Annotated in this window: 21 protein-coding genes and 1 pseudogene; 12 read left to right on the plus strand and 10 right to left on the minus strand. The window is 48.1% G+C overall.

Features of this window, described 5'->3' with window-relative positions:
- From ACE1CM_RS22605 to ACE1CM_RS22625, 5 genes and pseudogenes are all read right to left on the minus strand, one after another.
- Positions 1 to 239, minus strand: a pseudogene (locus ACE1CM_RS22605) (RNA-guided endonuclease TnpB family protein); the annotation flags it as partial.
- Entirely contained in the window at positions 193 to 312 is a 120-nt protein-coding gene (locus ACE1CM_RS22610; protein ID WP_374880588.1) for a helix-turn-helix domain-containing protein, read from the minus strand. The gene ACE1CM_RS22610 and the pseudogene ACE1CM_RS22605, both read right to left, overlap by 47 nt.
- A 212-nt stretch (positions 313 to 524) precedes the next feature.
- Entirely contained in the window at positions 525 to 704 is a 180-nt protein-coding gene (gene rpmF / locus ACE1CM_RS22615; RefSeq protein WP_374880590.1) for a 50S ribosomal protein L32, read from the minus strand.
- A 235-nt stretch (positions 705 to 939) separates the two neighbouring features.
- Positions 940 to 1,983 carry a hypothetical protein gene (locus ACE1CM_RS22620; protein ID WP_374880592.1) on the minus strand — a complete coding sequence of 348 codons (1,044 nt, stop codon included), beginning with the start codon at positions 1,981 to 1,983 and terminating at the stop codon, positions 940 to 942.
- Positions 1,984 to 2,128: 145 nt separating this feature from the next.
- Positions 2,129 to 3,103: a hypothetical protein gene (locus ACE1CM_RS22625; protein WP_374880594.1), complete on the minus strand. Its 975-nt coding sequence runs from the start codon at positions 3,101 to 3,103 to the stop codon at positions 2,129 to 2,131.
- A 71-nt stretch (positions 3,104 to 3,174) separates the two neighbouring features.
- Here ACE1CM_RS22625 and ACE1CM_RS22630 point away from each other — a divergent pair, with 71 nt between their 5' ends.
- Complete coding sequence (locus ACE1CM_RS22630) at positions 3,175 to 4,971, plus strand: caspase family protein (protein ID WP_374880596.1); 1,797 nt, start codon at positions 3,175 to 3,177, stop codon at positions 4,969 to 4,971.
- 80 nt (positions 4,972 to 5,051) lie between these two features.
- On the opposite strand, the gene ACE1CM_RS22635 is transcribed toward ACE1CM_RS22630, so the two are convergent.
- On the minus strand, positions 5,052 to 7,880 hold the full coding sequence (locus ACE1CM_RS22635; RefSeq protein ID WP_374880598.1) for a GAF domain-containing protein: 2,829 nt from the start codon (positions 7,878 to 7,880) through the stop codon (positions 5,052 to 5,054).
- Positions 7,881 to 8,338: 458 nt separating this feature from the next.
- Positions 8,339 to 8,800 (minus strand): NADAR family protein, encoded by a 462-nt coding sequence (locus ACE1CM_RS22640; protein ID WP_374880664.1) that lies wholly within the window; start codon positions 8,798 to 8,800, stop codon positions 8,339 to 8,341.
- Positions 8,801 to 8,961: 161 nt separating this feature from the next.
- On the opposite strand from ACE1CM_RS22640, the gene ACE1CM_RS22645 reads away from it, so the two are divergent.
- The 4 genes from ACE1CM_RS22645 to ACE1CM_RS22660 all read left to right on the plus strand — a co-directional run bounded on the left by ACE1CM_RS22645 (position 8,962) and on the right by ACE1CM_RS22660 (position 12,382).
- Complete coding sequence (locus ACE1CM_RS22645) at positions 8,962 to 9,570, plus strand: DUF4129 domain-containing protein (protein ID WP_374880600.1); 609 nt, start codon at positions 8,962 to 8,964, stop codon at positions 9,568 to 9,570.
- Positions 9,571 to 9,731: 161 nt separating this feature from the next.
- Entirely contained in the window at positions 9,732 to 10,955 is a 1,224-nt protein-coding gene (locus tag ACE1CM_RS22650) for a DUF4350 domain-containing protein (protein WP_374880601.1), read from the plus strand.
- A 104-nt stretch (positions 10,956 to 11,059) separates the two neighbouring features.
- Positions 11,060 to 12,013: an AAA family ATPase gene (locus ACE1CM_RS22655; protein WP_374880603.1), complete on the plus strand. Its 954-nt coding sequence runs from the start codon at positions 11,060 to 11,062 to the stop codon at positions 12,011 to 12,013.
- A gap of 6 nt (positions 12,014 to 12,019) precedes the next feature.
- Complete coding sequence (locus ACE1CM_RS22660; protein WP_374880605.1) at positions 12,020 to 12,382, plus strand: cupin domain-containing protein; 363 nt, start codon at positions 12,020 to 12,022, stop codon at positions 12,380 to 12,382.
- Positions 12,383 to 12,400: 18 nt separating this feature from the next.
- Here ACE1CM_RS22660 and ACE1CM_RS22665 read toward each other — a convergent pair whose 3' ends face one another.
- Positions 12,401 to 12,700: a hypothetical protein gene (locus ACE1CM_RS22665; RefSeq protein ID WP_374880606.1), complete on the minus strand. Its 300-nt coding sequence runs from the start codon at positions 12,698 to 12,700 to the stop codon at positions 12,401 to 12,403.
- Positions 12,701 to 12,800: 100 nt separating this feature from the next.
- Between ACE1CM_RS22665 and ACE1CM_RS22670 the strand changes: the two genes are divergently transcribed.
- The 4 genes from ACE1CM_RS22670 (at position 12,801) to ACE1CM_RS22685 (ending at position 16,686) form a co-directional block, all read left to right on the plus strand.
- Entirely contained in the window at positions 12,801 to 14,141 is a 1,341-nt protein-coding gene (locus ACE1CM_RS22670; protein WP_374880608.1) for a DUF58 domain-containing protein, read from the plus strand.
- A complete protein-coding gene (locus ACE1CM_RS22675; protein WP_373872822.1) occupies positions 14,138 to 14,251 on the plus strand; it encodes a zinc ribbon domain-containing protein in 114 nt (37 codons plus the stop codon). Before ACE1CM_RS22670 ends, ACE1CM_RS22675 begins: the two co-directional genes overlap by 4 nt.
- 478 nt (positions 14,252 to 14,729) lie before the next feature.
- On the plus strand, positions 14,730 to 15,875 hold the full coding sequence (locus ACE1CM_RS22680; protein ID WP_374880610.1) for an RRXRR domain-containing protein: 1,146 nt from the start codon (positions 14,730 to 14,732) through the stop codon (positions 15,873 to 15,875).
- Positions 15,868 to 16,686, plus strand: coding sequence for a Uma2 family endonuclease (locus tag ACE1CM_RS22685; RefSeq protein ID WP_374880612.1), 819 nt, complete (start codon positions 15,868 to 15,870; stop codon positions 16,684 to 16,686). Before ACE1CM_RS22680 ends, ACE1CM_RS22685 begins: the two co-directional genes overlap by 8 nt.
- A gap of 54 nt (positions 16,687 to 16,740) precedes the next feature.
- Here ACE1CM_RS22685 and ACE1CM_RS22690 read toward each other — a convergent pair whose 3' ends face one another.
- Complete coding sequence (locus ACE1CM_RS22690; protein ID WP_374880614.1) at positions 16,741 to 17,703, minus strand: stage II sporulation protein M; 963 nt, start codon at positions 17,701 to 17,703, stop codon at positions 16,741 to 16,743.
- A gap of 74 nt (positions 17,704 to 17,777) precedes the next feature.
- Between ACE1CM_RS22690 and ACE1CM_RS22695 the strand changes: the two genes are divergently transcribed.
- Both ACE1CM_RS22695 and ACE1CM_RS22700 read left to right on the plus strand, forming a co-directional pair.
- Positions 17,778 to 18,590 carry a DUF975 domain-containing protein gene (locus ACE1CM_RS22695; protein WP_374880616.1) on the plus strand — a complete coding sequence of 271 codons (813 nt, stop codon included), beginning with the start codon at positions 17,778 to 17,780 and terminating at the stop codon, positions 18,588 to 18,590.
- A gap of 44 nt (positions 18,591 to 18,634) precedes the next feature.
- Entirely contained in the window at positions 18,635 to 19,420 is a 786-nt protein-coding gene (locus ACE1CM_RS22700) for an RDD family protein (RefSeq protein WP_374880618.1), read from the plus strand.
- A gap of 81 nt (positions 19,421 to 19,501) precedes the next feature.
- Here the strand turns inward: ACE1CM_RS22700 and ACE1CM_RS22705 are convergent, their stop codons facing one another.
- Positions 19,502 to 20,635: a geranylgeranyl reductase family protein gene (locus ACE1CM_RS22705; RefSeq protein WP_374880620.1), complete on the minus strand. Its 1,134-nt coding sequence runs from the start codon at positions 20,633 to 20,635 to the stop codon at positions 19,502 to 19,504.
- A gap of 455 nt (positions 20,636 to 21,090) precedes the next feature.
- Here ACE1CM_RS22705 and ACE1CM_RS22710 point away from each other — a divergent pair, with 455 nt between their 5' ends.
- Positions 21,091 to 21,270, plus strand: a complete 180-nt coding sequence (locus tag ACE1CM_RS22710; protein ID WP_226584272.1) for a family 2 glycosyl transferase — start codon at positions 21,091 to 21,093, stop codon at positions 21,268 to 21,270.
- Positions 21,271 to 21,272: the final 2 nt, after the last annotated feature.

Below are 21,272 nucleotides of genomic sequence, written 5' to 3' on the forward strand. Positions count from 1 at the left end.
GCTTCCAATTGTCTTAGGGTCTGCTGCAAAACATGAATATGTGGCAACTGGAGTTCGGGATACATCTTTTTAGCTGATGTTAAGGCTTTACACTGAGAAGCGTAAGTTGGTCTGGGAGCATCCGCCGGGATAATGTATTCACAAACTAGACTACATGAATTAACAGATCCCTTACGATAATTGACCCAATCCTTACGTTCTCGCAGGGCTAAATTGTAGGTATACTTTTTTACAGACATTAAGCCACGATTCAAAAGTCTCTATCTGTTGCGCGTTCGGTTTAAGTTTGTACTCGTAGTTTACTGTTATCATCAAGTTATTATATCATAGTGAATAAACAAACACAACTTTATTCACGCATCAAGATTAAATAAAAAGCCGCCCTACACTACGTTAAAGGGCGGGGCTTGTATCCCATTATTTTTGGTCATCTCAGCATCCATTGTTACATTTTGTAACAGAATCAGCTATCGGGCAGCGAACGGAAAAATTAACCGGGTTGGTCAAACCGAAGCGCCCCACATCTAAGATTCTTCAGACTCGTCTTCTTCTTCCTTAGACGGATACACGAACTTAGACCGCCCAGTCAAAATCGACTTGCCCAAGCTCAGAGCTTTCTGTGCTTGAATTGCTGCCTTATGCCTCCAGGTAGCTCTGCGCTTATCCCGTTTGGATTTAGATGTTTTCTTCTTAGGAACCGCCATGACGATCTTGGAAAATTGGACAACCTTTCTATTTTAGCTCAATGCTTGGACTCCCCACATGGCTCAAACAGGACTTAAGCAAAGAAACCGGGTTTCTGCGTAAAGTTTCTAGGTCGCCCAAGCCTAAGTCCTGTCAAAGTTGGATCGGGTAGTGGGCGCTGAGGTTTCCCGTTACCCCATCGCCACTACCCGATATTGGGGAAGAAAACATTTTCAACTTCCTTGGTACGGAATTTTAGAAATTGCGGCGAATGCCCCCATTGCCGGTAGAACCATTCGTACCGTTGAAATTCCCCGTTCCGGGCGTGCCAGTTGTACCGTTAAAATTCCCGGTGCCCGTGGTGCCGTTTGTACCGTTGAAATTCCCGGTGCCCGTGGTGCCAGTTGTACCGTTGAAATTCGTGGTGCCCGTGGTGCCAGTTGTACCGTTGAAATTCGTGGTTCCGGGCGTGCCGGTATTGCCGAAATTCGTGGTTCCGGGCGTGCCGGTATTGCCGAAATTCGTGGTTCCGGGCGTGCCGGTAGTACCGTTGAAATTAGTCGTTCCGGGGGTGCCGGTATTGCCGAAATTAGTCGTTCCGGGGGTGCCGGAAGTACCTGTTGTGCCATTGGGAGCCAATTGTCCCGGCACAGTTCCGGGTACAACGACGGTGCCATTGGGTAGCACTTGTCCCGGCACAATCGTAGGTACAACGATGGTGCCATTGGGTAGCACTTGTTGTTGTCCTAACACAAGCCCCGCTGGCACTATAGCCCCACTAGGTATAACTTGTGCTTGTCCGAGTCCATTTCCCGGTACGGCGGTGCCATTAGGAATCGCTTGTCCGGGAGTTCCAAGGGGTGTTGCCGTAGTGGGTGCAACATTGGGGGTATTCGCGGCGGTGTTATCAAGCCTTAAAAGAGATCTGGCACTCTTAAAATAGGTTGCCCAGCGTTGGGGACTGGGATTGCGCGCCCAGTCTTGACGATTGACTTCTAAAGAGAGAATCGGTGCAGCAGAACCTTCATTTTGCCCGACAACGGTAACTGCAACCGCTCTGCTAGAAGGGTTTTGGTTAAAGGTACGAATAGCGGCATCTGTTACGACTGCCTCGGCTCTGCGGATAAAGGTATCGTAGCTTTCATTGGGTTGCCGGTTAAGGAAAAGGTTAACGCGAGCGGTATCGGCTTGGGAAACTGGCTGTGCTTTCGCACCATTAGCCAGCCAGACACTGCCTCCCAATCCTAGTAAAGCCGCTAAACTTAACGGAGCGAGCGCCAAATATTTAGACTGCCACATAATTCTTGCCTTCAACGCGCCAGTAAATCGCGGGTTGGTTGTCCTCTTTCTTTACCGTAGCTCTGGGCTATGTGACTCTAATCTGCATTATGGCGTAGACGCTCCCAGCCTGTAGACCGATCTTGGGAAATGTTGCGCGTCCGATCTAGCGAGTCCCGGAACGGTTATTTATCCGCTGCTGGACAACCCTGGCGCGATTAATTGGTCTGGTATTGGTTGAAGGCTGCATTGAGCTAGGATTTGCAGGGGCAGCAGGGGCAGCAGGGGCAGCAGGCGCGGCATTACCGGGTGAGGCGGGTTGTGCGGGAGTTGCTCCCCTACCCAGGGTGAAGGGGATTTCAAAGGTTTTCTTGCTATCATCCACATTTTCCGTGATATTCTGTTCTCTCCCTTCCACCAGCAACCTCAACCTAAAAGGAATCGCACCCGACCTTGTGGCGCAGCGTTGGTAAAGATTCACCTTGACTACGTAATTACCCGGAGGCGCGCCGGAGGGAGGCCAAAAGATATTCTCGACCGGATTGGTGATGGTATCCTGGCAGTTTGCATTGCTATCCACGTCGAGTTGACCGCCCGATGCTACCTGCTTGTTCTGGAAGAACACTCGCTGACCGCTGGGATCGATAATTTCTAAGTCCAGGTCGTCGGTTGTAGACCACCTCAAAGTGGATTGAATCACCCCCGTGCCTAAAGTTGGTTCGGGTCTTTGCCTACCTTGAGCAGGAGTAGCCGCAACGACGGGGTCATCTATTCTCAAGAGTTGCTTCGAGTTGGGATAATAAGTAGACCAGCGTCGCGCATCGGGACGACTCCTCCAGTTTTCGCGACTGACGGTCAAAGTTAAAATTGGCGCTGATAAACCGATATGCTGACCTGTAATGATAATTTCCGCTGCCGTCGCCAAAATGTCGTTGTCGAAGCTGCGCTGAGCAGCCGCCCTGGCAACGGCTTCGGCGCGGCGTACCAAAGTGTCGTATGATTCATTTGGCTGGCGTTCCAAAATAACGTTGACGCGAGAGGTATAAGCTTGTGCAATCTTTGGCGCGATCCCATCGCTCACCAAGCATATGCTACCGCCCAATCCCAGCCAAGCCGCTAAACCATAAGACCCAATTCGCATTACTATACTCCTAAATTCCTGCTAGCTTCTTATATCAATCAATTGGCACCATCGACAGGGGGTTATTTCGGATGAGCAATCACTGGCTGCTGGCAATTGGTATTAATCAATATCAACACTTCCAGCCTTTAAATTTCGCCCAAGCAGACGCACAGGCGCTGTGGAATTATCTCGTAGGCAAAACAGGCTTTATGCCAGATCGCTGTCTGCTGTTGACCGACACCTCGCCGTTTGTGGAGGGTCAGTCAACCTATCCCAGTAAAGCAAATTTACAAAAATGGATTGACTGGTTGTGCAAAGATGGGCAAGGCTCGGGGTCGCCCCTCGGTGCCGGAGATGTGGTTTGGTGCTTTTTTAGCGGCTATGGCGTCACTTGGGAAGGACAAGACTACCTGATGCCGATTGATGGTAACGCGGCGAACATTGCCAACACCGGCATAGCCGTGCGCTCGCTGTTTGAGGGGCTCAAAACCAACCCCGCCGTCATGCCGTTGGTTTTGCTCGATATCAAGCATCCTCCATTCACGAGCGTTGGTGTGGGAACGGGTACTCAAACCCTCGAATTGGCACGGGATATGCAAATTCCCACGCTGCTTTCTTGCCAACCCAACCAAAGCGCCGGAGAAGCTGCGGATCTGCATCACGGTTTGTTTGCCCAGTCGCTAATTGAAGCCCTGCGAACCGGCGCCGGTACAACCCTGGCAGACCTAAGCGAGAGTTTGCGAGGACGCTTGCCTGCTTTAAGCGAACAGTACTCGTTGCCTCGTCAAGACCCGGCGATTGTGGTGCAGCCTCCAGAAAATATGGATAGGGGAATTATACCATATAACGGGCAAGCAGTAAATGCAAACTCGGCAGGAAACCAGCACCAAGCACAGGAGGGAGGCGTGATTGCTGCAACCATCAGCCCCTCCCTGGCAGCGGTGAAGCAACACATGCAAAACGTTTCCACCATCCCAGGCGCTTCAGGCGCTCAGAACCCCTTCGAGGAGGCTTTAAACCGATCTGAGCCAGGGTTTGCAGAAGCCCCGCCAGCAGTTGCCCCGGCATCGGGTCAACCGACGCCCGCCCCAGCAGGAAATGTGGCAACAGCAAGGGAAGGGTCGTTCTGGCAACGACTGCTGCTGTGGACGGGTGGCGTACTGCTGTTGTTGCTGGTATTAGTGAGTATTTTTGGACGGGGTAGGGAAGCGGCTCGCCAAGGTGCGGGTTCGAATCGGGGAACGGTACCGACTTTATCAGACCCAGGCTCGCCGGAACAGCGCAATCAAGCTCGCCTGAAACAGGCGACAACCTTGCTGCAATCTAATCAGGTGGCTCAGTTTAGTCGCGCCATCGGGTTAGCGAGCCAAATCAAACCGGGGGAACCCCTGTACGACGAAGCGCAACAAGCGATCGCTCGCTGGAGTCAAGTGATTTTTGAGACAGCCCAAGGGCGAGCCGAAAAGGGGAATTTTGAGGCAGCGATCGCCGCCGCGAGTTTGGTGCCCAAAGATCAGCCAATTCACGAGGAAGCTCAAAAGTTAATTGCCCTCTGGCGCGGCGCAGCCAAGAAGCAGCAAACGAACCGAAATACCCTGCAAGCCGCTAAAAAATTAGTTCAACCCGGACAAGCTTCTTCTTACAACCAAGCGATCGACCTGGTGCGCCAAATTCCCGCCGGAGAACCAGGATCTGCCGAAGCGAAGCAATTGACGAACCAATGGAGTCAAAGTATTTTGAACCTGGCTCAGTCTAGGGCATCCGAAGGATTTATCAATCAAGCGATTGAAACCGCGTCTCTAGTGCCCAACAACACACCGGCATATCCAAAAGCCAAAGCCGCGATTGAGCAATGGAAGCGTCAGCTTTCAGCACCTAAGAAATAAGGGCTCCAGGTGCAGAGGGGCTCCAGGTGCAGAGGGGAATTGGAATGTACATTCACCTGAAGCTCCCCATCACCTGAAGCTCACCCGCTCACCTGCTCACCTGCACTCTGCCTATTCCCTGTAGAGGCTAACACTGACGCTCGTAGGGGAATTTCGATTTGGAATTGGGTACCCCGACCTGGTTGGGACAGGCACTGTAGTAAGCCCTTGTGCTTCTCGACCACAATCTGGTAACTAATAGCCAGTCCTAACCCGGTTCCTTGACCCACCGGCTTGGTGGTGAAAAATGGGTCAAATATCCGTGCTTGAACATGTGGTGGCATTCCAGATCCATTGTCAGCAATGCAGATTCTTACCTTTTCGCGATCGATAACTTCGGTGCTAATTTGAATCTTGGGAGTCGCAGTTTTTTGACCCTCAACCGAATAGCTCCTGGAGCTAATAGCTGACTGTTCTAAGGCGTCAATCGCATTGCTCAGGATATTCATAAATACCTGATTGAGCTGACTGGCGTAGCACTCGACAGGGGGCAAGTTGCCGTAGTCTTTGATAATTTGAATGCCCGGATGCCCTGCTTTGGGTTTGAGTCGGTGTTGCAAAATTAACAGGGTGCTTTCTATTCCTTCGTGGATATCGACCGGCTTTCTTTCCGACTCATCGAGACGGGAGAAATTACGCAAAGATAATACGAGTTGGCGGATGCGGTCGGTTCCTACTTTCATCGAAGCGAGCAGTTTAATTAAGTCTTCTTCGAGAAAGTCCAGCTCGATTTCTTCGATGCGATCGCAAATCTCCGGGTGGGGTTCCGGGTAGTACTTTTGGTACAGGTGCAGCAAATCTAGCAAGTCTTGGGTATATTCGCTGGCATAGTTGATGTTACCGAAAATAAAATTAACCGGGTTGTTGATTTCGTGGGCGACGCCAGCGACGAGTTGTCCCAAGGAAGACATTTTTTCGGTTTGAATCAGTTGCGATTGGGTATGTTGTAGCTCATCTAGGGCGGCTTCTAGCTGTTGTGCTTTCGCCTGCTCTTTTAATGCCAAGTCGCGGCTTTGTTCGTAAAGTTCGGCTTGCAAAATCGCGATTGCTGCCTGATCTGCCAGTTGTTGCAGTACTTCGATTTCCGCTGCGGTCCATACTCTGGGAGCGCGACAAGAGTGGGCAATTAACAATCCCCACAAATCCTCGCCCCGCTTGATCGGTACGATCAGGTCGGCTTGCACTTGAATGCTTTGCAAAAACTCTGAATGACACGCGGCTATATTGGCATTGGCTGTATCTTCTATGGTTCCTACACGCCCGTTTTTATAACTTGGGACGTATTCTGGTGGAAAGCAGTCTTTTGGCGCTTTTACACCCAACACGGAAGGCCAATTGCCTGCGATCGCTTCTACCACCACTTCGCCTTGGGTTTCTGCGGTAAATTGATAAATCAGGACTCGGTCTGTATCTAATAAAGCTCGCACCTCGCGCACGATCGTTTGCAGAATCGTTTTTGATTCTAAGGTGCTGCGAATTTGGTCGGTGACTTGCTTTAAGACTTTGGCAAAGTCTAACGATTGTTGTAATTGAGCGGTGCGCTTTTGCACCAGAAGTTCCAGATTGCTATTGAGCCGTTGTACCTGTTGATACAGCTGATACTGCTGCACCGCCATGGCAAATTGATACCCCAACGCCGTTGCCAGTTCGATTTCTTCTTGCGTCCATTCGCGAGCTTGGCCTTTTTTTAACTGTCGCCATGCTTCAAACGAAAGCCGGGGAAACTGTTGTCGCGCATCCGGATCGAACTGTCCCGCCCACAGAGTTTCGGTATCGATTTCCTTGCGGAAAATACTGAGATATCCCAAAAATTGTTGCCGATATTCTAGGGGGACGACAAGCAAACCCCTGATTTGAGTATCCGCAAAACTGGGGGCGAGCCGATCGCATCGGGCTACTTTATACAAGTCGGCGATCGCGCTGGGGCGAATTCCTCGTTTTGCCGTTGCACAATATCCGCTGACTTCCTGCCAGTCGGGGTGTTGTTCGATCGGCTCCCCCAGTCCCAATTTCGCTAAATCCGGACCTTCGCCCCAGGTATAAACTTCTACTTCGGTCGATTTTACTACTTCAGGATGGGTGGCAGGTGCCTGGATATAAAGCCTGCCTCCTGCCCCGCCAAACACGGCGACGGTTGCTTGTAGTGCCGCTTGAAATTCAATCGTCGGACAGTCGTGCAATAGGGTAGCGACTCGGTTCACCGTTGCTTCTCGCGTCGCTCTGGAGCGGGTGGAAGATAACAGGTTACTTTGGGCGATCGCAATCGATACCTGATCCACCACCCGTTGCACGACTTCCACCTCTGCTTCGGAAATCCTTCGCTGCTCTGAGTGGTGCGATACCAACAGCCCCCACAGTTGCGGCTTCGCCTGGGCGTTGCCAATGTCATAATGCAGGATGGGCACGATGAACGAAGATTGCACCCCCATTGCGGTCAAATAAGCTGCGTGACAGGGGTCTACAGATCTGTACCAAATATGCTCCGGCGCGTGGGGCGTCCCCGTTTCCGGACAATCTAAGCGACTTAAACCGATCTGCTGCGTTGTTACATCTACAATCGTGCGCTGGCGTGCCAACAGAAACATCTGCCGCGCTTCTGGTGGAATGTCGTCTGCCGGGAAGTTCAAACCTTTCAGGGATGGTAGACGATTTCCATCGATCGATTCGGCAATTACTTCGCCACTGCTATCGTTATTAAATCGATAAACCATCACCCGATCTGTAGCCAAGAAATCGCGTATTTCCGCTACCGTTGATGTTAATATTTCTTGTAGCTCTAAAGATTGACGAATCCGATTCGTCATCCGATGCAGCAATGTTTCCTGGTTAATCCCTGGCTGCATTTCTTGGTTTTTTCCTGTTAAATTCATTTTATATCCACAAAATTTTTGTGCCTATTATAAATTTTTACTCTGCCCATTCCCATTTCTTCTTAATAAATTTTTAACTTTTTCATAAAAATTGCTATAGAGTTGCCTAAACTCATCAGAGTTTTCAGCCGCTGACCTATTGCTGGCTGAAATAATAAACCTGGGGTATATGCGATGGCAGCAGGGCATTGAATTCCGGCGTGGCAGCAAGTAACAAGGAAGCCGCGGGTACAACTCGCCTATTTTCCCAGAGTAAAACCAGGGAAAGGGGGTTTCAAAGCCCTTGCGTGGATTGGAGCAAAGATTATTTTAATATATTACCTGCAATTCCTAACTTTTTCGTAAAGAAATATAATAATCCCAACTGGGGGGAAGGGATATTGACGGGAAGTGGATGATATTCGACGAGATCGCCAGCAGGATCAACTAGAGGCGACTTTCGTTAGAGAAAGCGTGGCTTAGATCAAGCCAGTCAAACGTTGCTGGATTTCTTGACGAACGCTGATGAGAATTTTTCCCAAATGGTTTTGACCAGTTTTATCCTTTCCACAACCCCAATAGTAATCGGTAGCCGAGTTTTCGACGAGCAAGCGATCGCCAGTATCCAGGAGAATAGCCTGAATATCTAGATGAGTGAGAAACTTGGTGAGAACGGCTTCTCGCATCAGGGGAAGCTTGACATCTTCCCAGTCGGGACGGACTTGGCGAACCGGATCGCGTCCCAGGGAAGCAGCTTCCTCCGGCGTCTTAACCCCGTGAATCACTTTAATAATAGGTTCGTGGTTAGTGCCGACAAATTTTTGCGCTTGATAATAATGCTCCACAGTAGGCCAATATTGACCGTGGATGTGAATACCGTGGGGAGAAAAATTAGAAAAACAGCCATAAGGCTCGTTAACCTTGTAAAAGTAGATCGTCATGTGGAAACTTTGTGACATCCAGGGAGAGAAAGTAGTAAGGGAACGGCATCTGGCGCGGAAAAAGGACGCTTTCGCTGTCAATCTGTTGTCATCCCCTGATGGGCGGATAGTGGGGAAAATGGTAATTAGGTTCGTAAAACCAAACTTATTCACCATACCTCATGACAACAAATGCCTTTGAAAAAACTAACTTAGGTTGGCAACTTCAGCAACTCCAGCAGCGTGTAGGCGAGTGGTTAGAGTTGCAACTGTCTCAACTTCGACCCAGACTGCCTAATCTACCGAATGTATCCACCCCTGAGTGGTTAAACTCACTAACCTGGCTGTTAGTGCGAGTAGCATTTTGGGCGATACTGGGATGGGTTTTGATCCGGCTAGTTTTGTGGCTGATGCCACAGATGCAGCCGTACTGGAACTGGCTAAACTTAAAACCAGGCAGACAGACAACTGTGCCAGAAAGCGAACTAACAGCAGAAACTTGGTTGTTGCGATCGCGTGAATTATACCGCCAAAGCGACTACCGCGAGGCAGCAAGGGCGCTTTATATGGCAATGTTGCAGCAACTCAACGATACCGGCATTGTCCCCCACCAACCCAGTCGCACCGATGGCGAGTATATCCAACTCACTCAGGAATTACCCCAGCACGCTTCGTATCAAATTTTACTGCAAACCCACGAGAGACTGTGGTTTGGCAATGAGGAAATTACCCCAGAAGCATTTGAGCAGTGCCAGCAAGCATACCTAGATATTCCGAGTGCTAATGGCTAATAGCTAATGGCTAATGGTAAAAAGGCGATTGCAGCAGTTTTGATTCGGATGGGGTAGAGGTAATGTAGGGACAAGCCACGATTGATCTTCCAGCTTAAACCAACTTATCTGTATTGCCGTGTCCCTACCCCGTGGTACCCACAACTGAAAACCGCAGTGGAATGATGAAAAAACGTTGGATATGGATCTTGGCGATCGCAATAACAGCAATAATATTACTGACGCTGTTTGCGGCTCCGACTACAGGTAATCGGACTACAAGCGGTTCGACTTACAGTCGCGCTCCCGATGGATATGGAGCTTGGTACGCCTTTATGGAAAAGCGGGGAACACCTGTAAAGCGATGGCAAAAACCCTTTGACCAGTTCCCCAACAGCAGATATCCCATGACATTATTGCGCGTCAACAGCGGTTTGGGAAGGGGATGGCTTTACTCGCAAGAGCGCGAGTGGGTAGAGAAAGGCAATAGTTTAGTAGTATTGGGCGTGGGAAGTCCAGTAACCGAAGCATCCTTTAGTACCTTACAAGAAAGTGCCGCAGGTAGGGTGAAAATTGAAACCAGGCGGCGGCAAAAACTGGGTAAAGAAGAAGAGCAAAGATTGAGCGATGACTTTGGTGCGATCGTTTGGCAACAAAAGTTAGGAAAAGGACAAGTAATTTTTGCTACTACACCTCACCTTGCCGCCAACGCCTATCAAGACGAAGCGGGTAACTTTGAATTTCTAGCCTCACTGGTAACTTTAGCAGCAGGGGAGCAGGTGAGCAGGGGAGCACGACGGCGGGAGAGCAGGGGAGCAGGCGAGCAGGGGAGCAGAGGAGCGGGAGAGCAATTAGCAATTAGCAATTACCAATTAGCAATTAGCAATTACCAATTAGCAATCCAAAATCCTGTTTGGGTAGATGAATATATCCACGGCTATAAAGATAAAGAAGTCATTGCTAAGGAAGACGGGAAAGACTGGGTAACTTACCTCGCCAACACACCCTTATTCCCCGCACTGGTGCAAGCAGGCGTTATCCTTTTAGTCCTGGTGTTGGCAAAAAACCGGCGTTTGGGACCCCCCATTTCCGTTGCAGCACCGAGCGTTGATAATAGCGAAGCATACATTAAAGCTTTAGCCGGAGTCTTGCAAAAAGCCGAAAGCAGAGAATTCGTAATCGAGGTAATCGGGAAACAAGAACAACTACAATTACAACAAGCCTTGGGATTAGGGTCAGTCCTGCTCTCACCCGAAACGCTAGTAGCAGCTTGGGTACAACAAACAGGTCGTCCCGCCACGGAACTAGAACAAGTTTTGCAACGGCAATCTAAAAAACGTCGAATTGGAGAACGAGACTTGCTAACCTGGTTAGAACAATGGCAAAAAATCCGTAACTCTAGGTAATTGCAGATTGCAGATTGCAGATTTTAGATTTATATTAAATCGGCAATCTAAAATCAGCCGAAAATCTGCAATCTCAAATCTAAAATCTCAAATCTAAAATTCCCATGACCCATGACGCATTAACCGTATTAAATCGCCTCAGTCAAGCGCTTAACCGAGTTATCGTCGGTCAAGCTACCCTCGTACAGCAGATGCTGGTGGCACTTCTAGCTGGGGGACATGTAATTTTAGAAGGCGTACCGGGAACGGGAAAAACCCTGTTAGTCAAAGTCCTGGCAACCCTATTGCAATCAGAATATCGACGAATTCAACTAACTCCGGATATTTTACCCGCTGATATCATCGGCATCAATATCTTTGATTTAAACACCCGCAAATTCACATTAAAAAAAGGCCCCATATTTACCCAGATACTATTAGCAGATGAAATAAACCGGACACCGCCTAAAACCCAAGCAGCACTTTTAGAGGCAATGGAAGAACAGCAAGTAACCCTGGATGGGGAAAGCTTGCCCCTTCCCGAACTATTCTGGGTAATTGCCACCCAAAATCCCTTAGAATTTGAAGGCACTTATCCCTTACCAGAAGCCCAATTAGACCGCTTCTTATTCAAGCTGATAGTCGATTATCCCGATGCTACAGCCGAAAAACAAATGTTATTAAATCGTCAAGCTGGATTTCAATCCAGACGCCTAGACTTAGCCAGGTTAAAACCCGTAGCCACAGTCGAAGATATTTTAGCAGCGAGACAGGCAGTCAGCAGCATTCAAGTAGACGAAAAAATCCTCGATTATCTATTAGCATTAGTCCAACGCAGCCGCAAACATCCCGACCTAGCTTTAGGTGCATCTCCCCGTTCCGCAGTTGCTTGGTTACAAACCAGTAAAGCACAAGCATGGCTATCAGGACGAGAATTTGTCACCCCAGATGATATTAAAATAGTAGCTGCGCCCCTGTTACGCCATAGATTAATACTAAAACCAGAATCACAACTAGACGGCTTACAAATTGATGCCGCGATTGCTTCCTTACTCACCCAAATCCCCGTACCAAGGTAAACAACCATGCCCCAACTAATTGAAAAACCCACCCGGATTGAAGCAGCAGGAAATAAACCCAAACTAATCGACGAATATATCGGTAGAGTCAACAGCAAAACCGAAACAGCTAGCATTGCTCACATGCAATCCCCCAGCGGATGGATCGAACCAGGACAGCGCCCCGAATTCGACGAATTCACCATAGTTCTTAAAGGAATGCTCCGCGTTGAATACGAAAGCGGCTTTATCGAAGTTCGCGCCGGACAAGCAGTAATTGCCAACAAAGGTGAATGGATTCGCTACAGCACACCAGAAGAAGAAGGTGCAGAATACATAGCCATTTGTCTGCCAGCTTTTTCACCAGAAACCGTACATAGGGACGCTTAAAAATGTCACAAATTATTATCAAACTAGACGACAATTACCCTGACAATTACGCTGACTGCGCATAGATCCGCGAAGGGCGTATCGCTCACTATGTTTGCAAACAGTAGGCCAAGCCAATAATTGTAGAGGAATCCCCGTGAACTTCCAAAACAATCGCCCCGCCGAGTGTAAAACATCCCAAACTTCCGACAAACTAGGAGACTCAAAAAACTCCAACATTTCATTCTTAAACGCCTCCCACTGAGAAACAATAGTAGGCGGGTGACAGCCATCATAAACTGCGATACCAGCACGGTAATTTTGCAGAATCTCTCTCATAGACATCTCCCTAACCTTCAATTCAAAATTAAACAGAAAAACAAACAACCTCTCCTTACCTCTTACCTCTGCGTCCTCTGTGTCTCTGCGGTTCAATAAAATGATTCCTTCCCCACGAGTTTACTTATTATTAATCTTAGGATTAGCGATCGCACCCATACTAGCCTCCCTTTCCACCATCAATATCGGTATCACCACCACCCTAATCTTCGATGGCATAATTCTAGGACTGATGATAATAGATGGAGTGCGATCGCGCCCCCACCGCGTCCAGATCGCCCGACTTCCCCTCTCCCGACTTTCCATCGGCAGGGAAAACCCCATTACCCTATCCATCACATCAGCAAATCGCCCAGCTATAATTACCATCCGCGACTACTACCCCGCCGATTTTTGGGTATCCAATCCCAAACTACAAACATCCCTTCCTGTCAATACCACCAAAGAATTAACTTACACCGCCAGTCCCCTCCAGCGGGGCGAGTTTGCTTGGGGAGATATTCAATTGCGCCAGTTGGGGATATGGGGTTTAGCGTGGAACGATTGGAAAATACCCGCCAGCACCAAAGTAGCCGTATATCCAGACTTAATCGGACTCAAACAACTATCAATTCGCCTCTCATTACAAAACACCGGCACAATGCGCCAAGCGCGACGCATGGGCGTCGGTACGGAATTTGCCGAATTGCGAGAATATCGTACAGGAGACGACCCGCGTTTTATCGATTGGAAAGCCAGCGCCCGCCGTTTCGGAGCAACCCCTTCCGCATCGTTACAAGTGCGCGTCCTAGAACCAGAACAAGAGCAAACCTTGATTATTTTATTGGATCGAGGGCGCTTGATGACCGCACGGGTACAGGGACTAAAGCGATTTGATTGGGGCTTAAATGCTACTTTATCCCTAGCGCTAGCGGGATTAAACCGAGGAGATAGAGTAGGCGTAGGAGTATTCGACCGGGAAGTGAGTACCTGGATTGCGCCCGAACGCGGTCAGCACCAACTTTCTAAATTAATTGAACGCCTGACCCCGATTCAACCAGTCTTGCTAGAACCAGATTATGTCGGTGCGGTGACGAAATTGGTCAATCAACAAACAAGGCGGGCTTTAGTGGTTTTAATGACGGATTTTGTCGATATTACCGCATCTGCCGAACTTCTCGCCGCCTTGGGACGACTTACGCCCCGCTATCTGCCATTTTGCGTCACGTTGCGCGACCCGCAGGTTGATAAGCTAGCCCATAGTCCTGTCGATCTTGAGGGGAAAGAAGCTAGCGCCAGAGCGTACACCCGCGCCGTCGCCTTAGATTTATTATCCCAACGTCAAATTGCTTTTGCCCAATTGAAACAAAAAGGAGTGCTAGTTTTAGATGCACCCGCGAATCAAATTAGCGAGCAATTAGTTGACCGATATCTACAAATAAAAGCGAAAAACCAAATTTGAAAAGGGGAACATCTCAAACTTGTCCAAAATGTGCAGCGCATACAGGCAAAAAAGAATTGTCCGAGCGAACTCATAAGTGTAGTGGATGTGGTTATGAGACTCCGAAGTGACCATGCATCGGCTGAAGTCATTCGGTTGCGGGGTTTAAAACAGTTAGTAGCCAGGGACTGTGGCGAATCGAAAGAGCCTGTTGCAGTCGGTCTGCCGGGGGCTGCTTGTAGTCAGTCTAGGTCAGAGGCGAAACCTTCTTCCCGTAAGGGCGGAAGAAAAACCAGGAATGCCAGTTCGTGAGGATTGGAGAGCTTACACTTACCCGTAAGGGAAGTGTGGGAGGATGTCACGATAGAATTGAACTTAATTTCCCTGTCGAAGTTTCACCTTCTCCGCTCGCTCAGAGACGGAGATTGGGTAGACAAATACCTGATTAATTGGTGAATAGCTCGTGAGCCTAACCCTGATACAGACTTCCAGATACTTCCCCAGTCTGGATTATCTCTAAACCGTTTTGTCGCGGTGTTGCTTAAAGGCAAGCCATTTTGGGTTAGGTGAGCAAGGGGACTAACAACTTTACTCGAAGGATTATCTCTGATGCGAGTACCAGTACAAAACCCAGACAATTCACCAGCGATGCCTACCTTACCTAGTCGTGCTAGACGCTGGGTAAAAGAGGGTAAAGCAACAGAGCATTGGTCAGACTTAGGTATTTACTATGTTCGATTAGTTGCTGAACCATCGGGACGGAAAAAACAGCCCATTGCTGTTGGGATTGATTCTGGCAAGCTGTTTACTGGCGTTGGTGTTCAATCATCCAAATTCACCCTGTGGATGGCTCACCTGCAACTACCATTCAAGACGGTTAAAGAACGAATGTCCCAACGAGCAATGATGCGACGTGGACGTAGAGGACGGCGAATTAATCGCAAGCTACCTTATAGTAAACGCGCTCATCGTCAAACTAGATTTGATAATCGTCGTCAAAATAAACTTCCTCCTAGTATCCGGGCTAACCGCCAACTAGAGTTGAGAGTTGTCAAGGAATTAGCTGCTATTTACCCTGTCACCGATATTGCTTACGAAATTGTTAAAGCCAGAGGGGACAAAGGTTTTAGTCCCGTTATGGTAGGTCAATTGTGGCAACTGGAAAACTTGAAAGTATACGGAAAGGTGCATCAAGTCGAGGGTTGGAAAACTGCAAATATTCGCACGCAATTAAGACTGGTAAAACAAAAACACGCCAAAGGTGATGCGATACCTGCGACCCATGCAGTAGATGGTGTGGCGCTAGCTTGCAGTAGTTTTATCCATTACAGCATCATCAACCAATACACGATGGGATGGAAAGGAGAGGTAGCCGTTACGCCAGCCATTTTTGCGGTAATCCGACGCCCGCCAATATCGCGCCGTCAGCTACACCTCATGATTCCATCCAAGGGTGGAGTGAGAAGAAAGTATGGCGGTACTGTTACCCGACATGGCTTTAGGAAAGGCGATTTAGCGATCGCAACCCAAGGCAAAAAGACTTGTTGCGGCTGGGTTAGCGGCGACACGGAAAAACAAGTTTCTGTCTCTGACTCTAACTGGAAACGGTTAGGCCAGTTCAGTAAAAACAAGGTTCAGTTGATCCGACGCTCAACTGGATTAATTGTGACTGCTCTTATTACCGCCGCGTCGTGTTCCTCCGTGGTCGCGCATACACACGGTTTCCACACTTTCCGAGGATTTTTAGATGACTGAGACAGCATCCCAACTCGATCTTCCTCCTAGCTTTCCAGACCATACCCAACTCCCAGAGTCGGATGGCACGTTTGTGAAAAATTTTCAGGAACATCCCCAAAGCATTATTTTGACCGACTCAATTGGCCCTGTTTTGCAGCGACTGCGACCAGATGGACAATATTGTATCGGACAAGACAGCGGCATTTACTGGCGAGAAACCGACCCACCAGAGAAAGGTGCTGAAGCTCCAGATTGGTTTTGCGTCCTTGGCGTACCTCCTGACCTCGATGGTGTCGTTCGTCGTTCCTACGTATTGTGGCGAGAATTTATTACCCCAACTATTGCCCTAGAATTTGCCTCTGGTGATGGCAGTGAAGAAAAAGATACAACACAATTACGTATTTTTACTAGCGGAGAGGTGCAAAAACCCGGAAAATTTTGGGTGTATGAAACGATTATGCGGATTCCTTTTTACGGCATCTTCCAAGTCAAAAATGGCAGTTTGGAAATGTACCACCTGATCGAAGCAAATTATCAAAAAATGACTCCAAACGAACGGGGTCACTATCCGATTACGCCCCTGGAGGTAGAATTAGGAGTTTGGCAGGGAACTTATCAAAACCAGACGCGACTTTGGTTACGCTGGTGGGATATGCAAGGCAATTTACTCTTAATTGGTGATGAACGCGCCGCCGCCGCCGAACAAAAAGCGATCGCTGCCGAACAAAAAGCGATCGCCGCCGAAGAGCAAGCAGCACAAGAGCGTCAGTTGCGGGAAGCATTATTAGCTCAATTGAGAGCGAGGGGAATCGATCCTGATACGCTGTAATGGCTAATGGCTAATGGCTAATGGAACGAAAAATACTCGATTAGCAATTAGCAATTAACCATTAGCCACTTTCTTGCGACTGCAATACCTGACCAAAAGAGTAAACAATACTATCCCTACAAGATACTTTACAGGTTCTGGAACTAAGGGACTGGGGGAGAAAAAGCCTTCAATCGTCCCCGCAATCATCAGCATCGGTACAATCGCAAATACCAGTTGAACTGCCAGAGAACCGTAAACTAGCAGCGCATCGAGGCGGCGATATTGACCGGGAAATAAAATCGCTCTGGCAATTAAAAAACCCGCACCTCCGGCAAAAAAAATAGCAGGTAATTCCAAAGAACCGTGAGGAAATACAAATGCCCAAAACGGATAGGCGAGATTATTTTGACCGACGAGGGTAGCAACTGCACCAATTAAAAGTCCGTTGAATACAAGCAAAAATGCCGTGTATACTCCGGCGGTAATTCCACCCGCAACTGCCCCAAAGGATACTCTCAGGTTATTAATCGTAATATCGCTGGATGCTAAAGGTTCAATTCCGACAATTCGTCCCATCCACAACTTACCCTCATCGCGCACCATTCGGATCAAATGTTCCGGTACGATTAGGGATAGGAACGCCGGATCTTGCCACGCATACCACCAAGCGACAAGGCATCCTAGCAGGAATAAAGCTGTTGCAGCAGCAATATATCCCCAGGTTTGCTGCACGACTGCGGGTAGTCCCCAGCGGTAAAACTCAACTACGCCTTGCCATTCTTGGCGGCGCGAACCTTGGTAGATTTGGTTATAGCCGCGCGATGTTAAAATTTGCAGGTCTTGCACTAAGGTGTCGCCTACTTGCTGAGTGCGCCCACGGGCTAAGTCTGCCGAGACGGAACGATATAAGCTGGCTAGTTCTTTGATTTCACCTGCTTGTAAAGATTTAAGTCCTTTTTTTTCGACTTGCTTTAAAAGTGCATCTAGGCGCTTCCAGTCGGGTTCCCGCCGTGCAATCCAACGTTGAATATTCATAAAATTTTCTGCCGACTATGTCCAGAGTAACTTAAGATCGCGTCAAACCCAATGTTGCTGTGGGAGTACAAGCAATGTCTCAAAGTCCCCTCCGCCCCATGAGTGTCGGTAATGTGGTCAGTGCTGGAATGGTGCTGTACCGATCGAATTTCAAAAGTTATTTACTCCAGTCTATATTTGCTCATCTGTGGATTTTGCTACCTATTTATGGTTGGGCAAAGTATGCGGCAATTTCTGGGTTAATTTCCCGCTTGGCTTTTAAAGAATTGATTAGCAAACCTGAAAGCGTTAGTCATGCAAGGGAAACGATAAATCCGCGCATGTGGTCGTTTCTGGGTGTTGGTTTTGGCATCGCGCTTAGACTGTTTGGGCTTTACATAGCAATTTATGTAGCAATATTCCTGGCTTTCTTGATTCCCGTTCTGATTTTGGGACAACAAGGAGGGGCTATCCTTGGTGCGATCGCGGCTTTAGTCTTATTCATAGTTGGTATAGTTGTGATTATTCGCCTTTACTCTCGCTGGTCAATCGCCGAAGTACCGCTAGCCGTGGAAGAGAATATTACAGGAGGAGGTCAAAGTATCGATAGAAGTTGGGAGTTAACTGAGGGGGCGGTAGGAAGAATACAATACATTGTTGTTGTGGCATTCCTGGTAACGTTGCCGATTCAGATTGTAACTGGATATGTTCCATCTATTTTCCAGGTACGTCTTGACCCGAATACCCAAGCATACTGGATTGTATATTTTATTAATTTGGCTTTTAGTTTATTGGGTGGGGCAGTTGTGATGCCTTTCTGGCAGGCGATCAAATCTGTTATGTATTACGATCTTCGCAGTCGTCGCGAAGGGCTGGATTTGCAAATGCGCGATCGCCGCGAGCGGTAAATCTATTGAGTTACCCATCAAAACAAAAATTATCCCTAAATTTTATGCGCTTTTTTAATCGAGTTACACTCCAAACGCCAGAAAGTGTAGAACTAGAATTTACTCTGGCGGGAATAGGCAATCGCGCCTTAGCACTGCTGCTCGATTATATTGCTTTGGGGTTAAGCATCCTTTTGTTTTGGATTGCTTGGGGAATTTTCACTGTTGGGATCGTGGATGCGTTTCCAAATCAACCAAAAATACTACTTTACTTATTTGCGATCGCTCTCTTAATTAACTTTTTTATCTATGTCGGTTATTTTGTCTTTTTTGAGGTAATCTGGCAGGGTCAAACCCCCGGAAAACGCTGGGCTAAAATTCGCGTGATTCGCGATGATGGACGGCGAATTGGTATTCAACAAGCGACGTTGCGAGCATTACTGCGTCCCGTCGATGACATACTATTTCTAGGCGCATTTTTAATTGTCTTAAATCCTCGGGAAAAGCGACTGGGCGATTTAGTCGCGGGAACGATTGTAGTGCAAGAAGAATTTCAAGCTGTAGCTGCCAATTTCCCCATTTCTGAATCTGCCAAACAACTCGCTCAAAAATTGCCAGAAATAGCTAATTTATCCCAGCTATTACCCGATGACTTTGCTACTATTCGCGAGTATTTACGGCGTCGCAATGCCATGTCACCCACAGCTAAATCCGAATTGAGTTCGCAACTCACTCGTCAAGTTAGAACTATTATTGATTCGCCACCTCTACCATCGGGCGTCACTGCTGATGTGTTTTTAGAAGCGGTGTATCTTGCTTACCAACAACGATCGGCAGTTGGTAATGGGTAATGGGTAATGGCTAATAGTTAATGAGTTAATTTTAACTTAAAACTCATAACTAATAAAAGCCAATTACCTATTTATTACCTATTACCCTTTAAAACCGGGAAGCAAACTGCTACTCAGTCGTTTTATCCCATAGGTTGCTACTTCTGAATAACGCTGTTTACCGCAGAGGATTTCAGCCATAATTTGGCTAGCAACTGGTTTTTTGACGCCGACTTTGTAACCGACTTTAGGCATACGGAAGAACAGACCTGCTAAGCGTTGCGCCCATACCATATCCGCACCCCATTCTTCGTTAATAATTTGGGTGTATTGTTCCAGGGCGTCTAGGTCGCCGCCAATGGCGCGGTCGATTGCTTCCGCTGCTTTGACGCCGCTAAAGATAGAAGGACGAACGCCTTCTGCGGTAAACGGATCGACCATGCAGGCGGCTTCCCCAGCTAATACGGCGTTTTGGGTATGGAGTTTTTGATTGCCGTTCCACAAGCAAAGGGGATGGGTGAAAAGCTTGCTTGTGGCGCCGTTTAAGCCAAACTGGGTGGCGTAGTTAGTCAAAACGCCGTTAGAGTCTTGCAGTTCGCCGCCTTGGAAGGTTCCGGCGCCGATAGAATAGCCGTCTGCTTTGGGGAAGTTCCAAATATAGCCGTTTTTGAGCGTGCCAAACTCGAAGTTGATTTTGGCATCGGTGTCATTGGGTGCGGGGGTTTGAGCTTCTAAACCACCTGCGAGTCGGCTTTTACGGTCTTTAAAACCCAGCCATTTTGCCATTGGGCCTTTTGCACCATCGGCGGCGATCAGGTAGCGACCTTCAACGGGACCGTTGGGGGTGTTGACTTGCCAGACTCCGTTCTTAAACTCAATCCCCTTAACTTCCGTATTATCCCGCAGTTCGGCTCCCTGTTTCTGTGCCTGCTCGATCAAAAAATGGTCAAATACATCCCGCCGTACCATCCAGATCGGTTCCAGCTTGCTCAGCTGTATATCTACGGGATCTTCCATATTCCAGGTGTAGCGAATTGCATTCACCTTGAGGGAAATTGCTGGGTTAAAGTCAAAATCAAACCACTCGGCGATCGCGGGCGATACCCCACCGCTACAGGGTTTGTACCGTGGCAGGCTTTCTTTTTCCACAACTAAAACTGAGCGTCCCCGCTTCGCTAAATGATACGCTGCGGCTCCACCAGCAGGACCAGCACCGACAATTATGCAGTCAAACATATCGCTGAAATTTTGCTCCTGAACAAAAAAGGGGTTGAGATTTTGACAAAAAAGGGTTAGGAGTTACGCTCATATTCCCGGTTTCTCCGAAAAATCGTTGGGAAAGGCCACCAGAGATATGCCTCCCAACGCTAGCGCGAACGACGGTCGAAACCGGGTTTCTGGCCTCTTTTGAGCGTAAGTCCTGAGGTTGTTACCCTAGCAGCCGATTGCTTTAACTCATTGGTAACTCCTTTATTCCTCATTTGTCATCTTTATTTTTTTCATTTTGGCGTTTCCGTAATTTTCGCTACTCAATTTTTCCCCTGAAATTTACACAAGTAAGTTTACCCAGCATACAATTCATTAGTTACACGGTATGCAAATTTTTTGTGTAGGTAATAGGATTATTGATGAAGTTTTGGTTAACTTACGACCGGAACGATTTATTTTTTTACCCATTCGAGCCTTGCCTTATGATTTGGGAAGTTTGCATTCGCTACGCCAACGGCACCGAACGGATCGTTCGCTCTTACCAAAGTCGGGAAATTGCGATCAAGTATGTAGATGCGATCTATCAAATCCTGGGTTATCCACTCCACTGTGCTTACATTGTTCGCCCAAAACATTTTGTCCAGCCAGCGAGTGCCTTTTAGGG

This window comes from Microseira sp. BLCC-F43 (assembly GCF_041929235.1).
GTDB lineage: Bacteria > Cyanobacteriota > Cyanobacteriia > Cyanobacteriales > Aerosakkonemataceae > Microseira.